Raw genomic sequence first — 7,066 nt, forward strand, 5'->3', positions numbered from 1 at the left:
AGCTCGACGCTCATCTCGGTGTTGTCGCCCGGCATGACCATCTCGGTGCCCTCGGGGAGGGTCACGACGCCGGTCACGTCCGTGGTGCGGAAGTAGAACTGCGGACGGTAGTTGTTGAAGAACGGCGTGTGGCGGCCGCCCTCGTCCTTGGACAGGATGTACGCCTGGCCCTCGAAGTTCGTGTGCGGGGTGTACGCGCCCGGCTTGATGACGACCTGGCCGCGCTCGACCTCCTCGCGCTTGAGGCCACGGACGAGCAGACCGACGTTGTCGCCGGCCTCGCCGTAGTCGAGGAGCTTACGGAACATCTCGATGCCCGTGATGGTGGTCTTGGTGGCCTTGTCCTTGATGCCGATGAGCTCGACATCCTCGTTGACGTTGATCTGGCCACGCTCGATACGACCGGTGACGACGGTGCCACGACCGGTGATCGTGAAGACGTCCTCGACGGGCATGAGGAACGGCTTGTCCGTCTCACGCTCGGGGTCCGGGATGGAGTCGTCACAGGCCTGCATGAGGTCGCGGATCGCCTGGACCCACTTCTCGTCACCCTCGAGCGCCTTGAGCGCCGAGATGTGCACGACGGGGGCGTCCTCGTCGAACTCCTGCGAGCCGAGGAGCTCACGCACCTCCATCTCGACGAGCTCGAGGATCTCCTCGTCGTCGACCATGTCGCACTTGTTGAGGGCGACGAGGATGTAGGGGACGCCGACCTGGCGGGCGAGCAGCACGTGCTCACGGGTCTGCGGCATCGGGCCGTCGGTGGCCGCCACGACCAGGATCGCGCCGTCCATCTGGGCGGCACCCGTGATCATGTTCTTGATGTAGTCCGCGTGGCCCGGGGCGTCGACGTGCGCGTAGTGGCGCTTCTCGGTCTGGTACTCGACGTGGGAGATGTTGATCGTGATACCACGAGCCTTCTCCTCCGGCGCCTTGTCGATCTCGTCGAACGCGAACGCGTCGTTGAGATCCGGGTAGGTGTCCGCCAGGACCTTGGTGATGGCCGCGGTGGTGGTGGTCTTGCCATGGTCGACGTGACCGATGGTGCCGATGTTAACGTGCGGTTTGGTCCGCTCGAACTTCGCCTTCGCCACTGTGTGTCCTCCTGGACTGGTCTGTCCCCACCTCGAGGTGGGCACTGCATTGTGTGGGATCTGATCTTACTCATCGTGCCGTCGAGGGCACGAACCGGCGGCCACCCGGAGGTTCGACCGTGCGCCGCCGGCATCGGCCCCGCCCCTGCCTCTCGGCCGGGCGGGACCAGTACCGGTTACTCGCCGGTCGCCTTGGCGATGATCTCCTTGGACACACTCGCCGGAACCTCGGCGTAGTGGGAGAAGACCATCGAGTAGTTGGCCCGGCCCTGCGTCCGCGACCGGAGGTCGCCGACGTAGCCGAACATCTCCGACAGCGGCACGTTGGCCTTGACGACGCGGGCGCCGGAGCGCTCCTCCATCGCCTGGATCTGGCCGCGTCGGGAGTTGATGTCGCCGATGACGTCGCCCATGTAGTCCTCGGGGGTGATGACCTCGACCGCCATGAGCGGCTCCAGGATCACCGGCTGACACTTGCGTGCGGCCTCCTTGAAGGCCATCGAGCCCGCGACCTTGAACGCCATCTCCGAGGAGTCGACCTCGTGGTACGCGCCGTCGACCAGGGTCGCCTTGACGTTGACCATCGGGTACCCGGCCAGGACGCCGTACTGCATGGCGTCCTTGATGCCGGCGTCCACGGAGGGGATGTACTCCTTGGGGACGCGACCACCGGTGACCTTGTCGTCGAACTCGTAGGTCTCGCCCTCCTCGACCTGCTCCTGGGGGAGCGGCTCGAGACGGATCTGGACCTTGGCGAACTGACCCGAACCACCGGTCTGCTTCTTGTGGGTGTAGTCGTACTTCTCGACCGTGCCCTTGATGGTCTCGCGGTACGCGACCTGCGGCTTGCCGACGTTGGCCTCGACCTTGAACTCACGCTTCATCCGGTCGACGAGGACGTCCAGGTGGAGCTCGCCCATGCCGCCGATGACGGTCTGACCGGTCTCGTCGTCCAGGCGGACGGAGAACGTCGGGTCCTCGCGGGCCAGCTTCTGGATCGCGGTGCCGAGCTTCTCCTGGTCCGCCTTGGTCTTGGGCTCGATCGACACGTCGATCACCGGCGCCGGGAACGTCATCGACTCGAGGATGACCTGGTTGTTCAGGTCGCACAGGGTGTCACCCGTGGTCGTGTCCTTGAGCCCGATGAACGCGTAGATGTGGCCGGCCACGGCCTCCTCGACGGGCATCTCCTTGTTGGCGTGCATCTGGAAGAGCTTGCCGACGCGCTCCTTCTTGCCCTTGGTCGCGTTCATGACCTGGGTGCTCGGGTCGATCCGGCCCGAGTACACGCGGACGAAGGTGAGCTCACCGAAGAACGGGTGCACTGCGATCTTGAACGCCAGCGCCGCGAACGGCTCGTCCTTCGACGGCTGACGACGGATCTCCGTCTCCTCGTCCCCGACGGCGTGACCGTGGATCGAGCCGACGTCCAACGGGGTGGGCAGGTAGGAGATGACCGCGTCGAGCAGGGGCTGGACGCCCTTGTTCTTGTACGCCGAGCCACACAGCACCGGGTAGATCTCGGCGTTCACCGTCATCTTGCGGATCGCGGCCTGGATCTCGTCCTTCGTCAGCTCCTCGCCGCCGAAGTACTTCTCCATGAGGGCCTCGTCGCTCTCGGCGACGGCCTCGAGGAGCTTCTCGCGGTACTCGTCCGCCTTGTCCTTGAGCTCCGCGGGGATCTCCTGGACCGTGGCCTCGGTGCCGATCGGCGTGACGCCGGGCCACACGAGGGCCTTCATGTCCACGAGGTCGATGACCCCGTCGAACTCGTCCTCCGCACCGATGGGCAGCTGCAGGACGAGCGGCTTGGCACCGAGCCGGTCGATGATGGTCTGCACGGTGTAGTAGAAGTCCGCGCCCATCTTGTCCATCTTGTTGACGAAACAGATGCGCGGGACGTCGTACTTCTCCGCCTGGCGCCAGACCTGCTCCGACTGGGGCTCGACGCCCTCCTTGCCGTCGAAGACCGCGACCGCGCCGTCGAGCACACGGAGCGACCGCTCGACCTCGACCGTGAAGTCGACGTGGCCCGGGGTGTCGATGATGTTGATCTGGTTGTTGTCCCAGAAGCAGGTGACGGCGGCCGACGTGATGGTGATGCCGCGCTCCTTCTCCTGCTCCATCCAGTCGGTGGTCGAGGCGCCGTCGTGCGTCTCGCCGATCTTCCGGTTGACACCCGTGTAGAACAGGATGCGCTCGGTGACGGTCGTCTTACCGGCGTCGATGTGCGCCATGATGCCGATGTTGCGGACCTTGTTGAGGTCGGTCAGCACGTCCTGTGCCACGGATGATCCCCGATCATGAGTCTTAGGTGGGCCGGGCGGTCATGGTGGACCGTCCGGACCGGGTCTGTTGTCCTGGGCCGTGCCGTGACTCGCTCACGCGAGAGGCGACCCTCGTTCAATGATGCCACCCTCGGGGCGGCCGGGGGGCCCCGGAGCGGTGACGCCCCGTGGGCGTCCCCCCCGCTCCGGGGCCCGGCTGGATCACCAGCGGTAGTGTGCGAACGCCCGGTTGGCCTCGGCCATCTTGTGGGTGTCCTCGCGGCGCTTGACCGCGGCACCCAGGCCGTTGGAGGCGTCGAGGATCTCGTTGGCGAGCCGCTCGACCATGCTGTTCTCGCGACGCTGCCGGGAGAAGTTCACCAGCCAGCGCATGGCGAGGGTCGTGGAACGCCCGGGGCGGACCTCGACGGGCACCTGATAGGTGGCACCGCCGACGCGGCGGGAGCGGACCTCGAGGGCGGGCTTGACGTTGTCGAGCGCCTTCTTGAGGGTGAGGACCGGATCGGTCCCGGTCTTCTCACGGCAGATCTCCAGCGCGGAGTAGACGATGCGCTCGGCGGTCGTCTTCTTGCCGTCGAGGAGGATCTTGTTGACGAGCTGCGTGACCAGCGGCGAACCGTAGACCGGATCGTTGATCAGCTGGCGCTTCGGGGCGGGACCCTTACGAGGCATTACTTCTCCTTCTTGGCGCCGTAGCGGGAGCGGGCCTGCTTGCGGTCCTTCACGCCCTGCGTGTCGAGGGAGCCGCGGATGATCTTGTAACGGACACCCGGGAGGTCCTTCACACGACCACCGCGGACGAGCACCATCGAGTGCTCCTGGAGGTTGTGGCCCTCACCGGGGATGTAGGCGGAGACCTCGATGCCACTGGTCAGGCGCACACGGGCGACCTTGCGCAGCGCGGAGTTCGGCTTCTTGGGGGTGGTGGTGTACACACGGGTGCACACGCCACGACGCTGGGGCGAGCCCTTGAGCGCCGCCGTCGCTGTCGAGGACTTCTTGTCCTGGCGGCCCTTGCGGACCAGCTGGTTGATGGTTGGCATGAACCGACTTTCTCTAGCTGGCGGCCTCCTCGGGGGCGACCACCGGTCACTGGGACGTTGCTCGTATCCGGACTCTCGCGCTCCCCGACGGGCGCACGGGCGACCACGTCAGCCGCTCTCGCTGGCCTACTGGGCACGATCCTCCAGCTCGCGTACTGCGAGCACGATGGTCAAGCCTAACCGCCCCCGTGAGGATCGGTCAAAACGCGGCCGGGGGGCAGGCCCCGGTCCGACGCCGCCGGGACCTGCGCGAGCATCAGGTCCAGCGTCTCGGCCCAGTACCGGATGACCTTCTCGCGACGGGCCGAGTCATCGGAGAGCACGTCCGCGAGGCCGAGCCCGCGCGCCAGGTCGAGGGTCGCCTGCAGGGGCCGACGCACCCGGAGGTCGGCGGGGTCGTACCCGAGGGCCTCGGCCGCGATCACCAGCACCTCGCGGGACATGTGGGTCTCGAACGGGAGCACCCGGTCGCGCAGCGCCGGGTCGCTGGCCGCGGCGGTCCACACGTGGAGCGCGGCCTTGAAGAGATCCGAGGTGTAGTGCTGGACGATCAGCCGGACCACGGCGACCGTGCGTTCGGGACCCGGCTCCGGCAGATCCAGGCCGACCCTCCGCACGTCCTCGAGCCGCTGCTCGATCATGTGCCCGAGGGCGGCGGTGATGAGGTCCTCCCGGGTCGGGAAGTGGTGCTGGGCGGCACCCCGTGAGACGCCGGCGGCGGCGGCCACCGCCCCCACGGTGGTCGCCGCCCAGCCCTGGGTGGCGAGGAGGTCGATCGACGCACCGAGGAGTCGTTCCCGCGTCAGGCGGCTACGGTCCTGCTTGGGGGCCCGCTTCTCGGGTGCCGTCATCTGTCCTCCTGTTACCAGTCCTGCTCGTCGTAGATGATCACACCGCGGATGTTCTTGCCGTCACGCATGTCCTGGTACCCCTGGTTGATCTCGTCCAGCCGGTACGTCCTGGTGACCAACTCGTCGAGCTTGAGGTTGCCGGCGCGGTACTGGTGGAGCAGGTGCGGGATCTGCTTGCGGGGTCCGGTGCCACCGAAGATCGCGCCCTGCAGGGTCTTCTGCTGCATGGCCAGGTCGAGGATGGAGATCTGCGCGTCGACCGCCATCATGTCCCCCAGACCCACCACCACACAGCGACGCCCCTTGCCGGTGAGCATCAACCCGGGCAGCAGGTCCTTGCCCTCCACGATCCCCATCGTGAGCAGGACCAGGTCCGCCATCCGTCCCCAGCTCAGCTCCCCCACCAGCGCCATGGCCTCGTCCATCGAGGCACACGTGTGGGTGGCCCCGAACTCCATGGCCTTCTCCCTCTTGAACTCCACGGGGTCCACGGCCACGATGACACGCGCGCCTGCGGCGGCCGCGCCCTGCACCGAGTTGATCCCGATTCCGCCCACCCCGACGACGACCACGACGTCGCCCTCCTTGGCCTGACCGATCTCCGTGGCCGAGCCCCAGCCCGTGCAGACGCCGCACCCGAGCAGGGCGGCCTTGTCCAGCGGGATGTCCTTCTCGATCTTGACCACCGAGGACTGATGGACGGTGACGTGCGGCGCGAACGTGCCGAGGACGCACATGGTGGCGACGGGTTGACCGTCGGCGGTGTGCACACGGTAGCCGTCGTCGCTGATCGCCCGGCCGCTGAGCAACCCGGCGCCGTTGTCGCAGAGATTCTGGAGGCCCTCCGAACAGGGCGGACAGACGCCGCAGGCGGGGATGAACGCGAGGACGACGTGGTCCCCTTCCTCCAGCCCGGTGACGCCCTCTCCCACCTTCGTCACCACACCGGCACCCTCGTGGCCACCCATGATCGGGTAGGTCTCGAACTGGAGGTCGCCGGTGAGCAGGTGCTCGTCCGAGTGGCAGAGGCCCGAGGCGGCCAGTTTGACCTGCACCTCCCCGGCCTTGGGATCGTCGATGTCGACGTCGACGATCTCCCAGGCGTCCTGCTTGGGCTCACGGATGATGGCTGCTCTGGTGCGCATGGCATTACCTCTCGGTTCGAACTCGGGCGATGTGGGGGAGGTCACACATCAACGACATCGCATACGCTACGCGTCCGGCGTCGCCCAGGAGGGCGGACGGCGTTCAAGGAAGGCCGTCATCCCCTCGGCCACCTCGGCGGTGGTGAACAGGCGTGCGGTCACCCCGGCCAGCTCCTCACCCCGGGCGTCGAGATCGGCCAGGATCGGTGCGGCGAGCAGTGCCTTGTTCTCCGCGAGTCCCTGCGGCGAGCAGGGCCGGAACGCGTCGACGAGGTCACCGACAGCGGCCTCGAGGTCCTCGACCGCCTCCGTGAGCAGGCCGATCCGCCGGGCGTGCTCGGCGTCGAACCTCTCTCCGGTCAGCAGGGCGCGGGAGAGGTCCCGCGAGGTGATCCGCGCGGCGAGCGGCACCGAGATCATGGCCGCCGCCAGACCGAGGCGGACCTCGGTGAGCGCGAACGTCGAGGCCGGCCCCGCCAGCGCGAGATCGCAGGCGGCCACCAGCCCCATCCCCCCGGCTCGGACGTGGCCGTCCACGGCGGCGATCACCGGCTTGGGGTGCGAGAGGATCGCGCGCAGCAACCCGAGGAAGACCCGGGTCCGCTCGGCGGCCTGATCCTCGGGACTCCCCTGGCTCGCGGAGGC

Annotated in this window: 7 protein-coding genes; all 7 read right to left on the reverse strand. The window is 67.5% G+C overall.

Going from position 1 to position 7,066, the window contains the following annotated elements; translation table 11 throughout:
* On the reverse strand, window positions 1-1,094 hold a 1,094-nt coding region (gene tuf, locus G6026_RS15905; protein ID WP_347238126.1), incomplete at its 3' end, for an elongation factor Tu.
* A gap of 176 nt (window positions 1,095-1,270) precedes the next feature.
* Window positions 1,271-3,382: an elongation factor G gene (gene fusA, locus G6026_RS15910; RefSeq protein ID WP_107757064.1), complete on the reverse strand. Its 2,112-nt coding sequence runs from the start codon at window positions 3,380-3,382 to the stop codon at window positions 1,271-1,273.
* Window positions 3,383-3,583: 201 nt separating this feature from the next.
* Complete coding sequence (gene rpsG, locus G6026_RS15915; RefSeq protein ID WP_017838187.1) at window positions 3,584-4,054, reverse strand: 30S ribosomal protein S7; 471 nt, start codon at window positions 4,052-4,054, stop codon at window positions 3,584-3,586.
* Window positions 4,054-4,425, reverse strand: coding sequence for a 30S ribosomal protein S12 (gene rpsL, locus G6026_RS15920; RefSeq protein ID WP_017838186.1), 372 nt, complete (start codon window positions 4,423-4,425; stop codon window positions 4,054-4,056). Before rpsL ends, rpsG begins: the two co-directional genes overlap by 1 nt.
* A gap of 176 nt (window positions 4,426-4,601) precedes the next feature.
* Complete coding sequence (locus G6026_RS15925; RefSeq protein WP_182613745.1) at window positions 4,602-5,276, reverse strand: TetR/AcrR family transcriptional regulator; 675 nt, start codon at window positions 5,274-5,276, stop codon at window positions 4,602-4,604.
* 11 nt (window positions 5,277-5,287) lie between these two features.
* A complete protein-coding gene (locus tag G6026_RS15930; RefSeq protein ID WP_107757066.1) occupies window positions 5,288-6,421 on the reverse strand; it encodes an NDMA-dependent alcohol dehydrogenase in 1,134 nt (377 codons plus the stop codon).
* Window positions 6,422-6,487: 66 nt separating this feature from the next.
* Window positions 6,488-7,066, reverse strand: a 579-nt coding sequence (locus tag G6026_RS15935) for an enoyl-CoA hydratase-related protein (RefSeq protein ID WP_182613746.1), incomplete at its 5' end; no start/stop codon positions are given.

Source organism: Dietzia sp. DQ11-38-2 (assembly GCF_014145055.1).
In the GTDB taxonomy this organism is placed as follows: Bacteria; Actinomycetota; Actinomycetes; order Mycobacteriales; family Mycobacteriaceae; genus Dietzia.

What these genes read in the sequence shown, in the direction of transcription:
- rpsL (WP_017838186.1), bottom strand. Translation starts at nt 4,425, where the DNA reads ATGCCAACCATCAACCAGCTGGTCCGCAAGGGCCGCCAGGACAAGAAG.
- G6026_RS15930 (WP_107757066.1), bottom strand. Translation starts at nt 6,421, where the DNA reads ATGCGCACCAGAGCAGCCATCATCCGTGAGCCCAAGCAGGACGCCTGG.
- G6026_RS15925 (WP_182613745.1), bottom strand. Translation starts at nt 5,276, where the DNA reads ATGACGGCACCCGAGAAGCGGGCCCCCAAGCAGGACCGTAGCCGCCTG.
- rpsG (WP_017838187.1), bottom strand. Translation starts at nt 4,054, where the DNA reads ATGCCTCGTAAGGGTCCCGCCCCGAAGCGCCAGCTGATCAACGATCCG.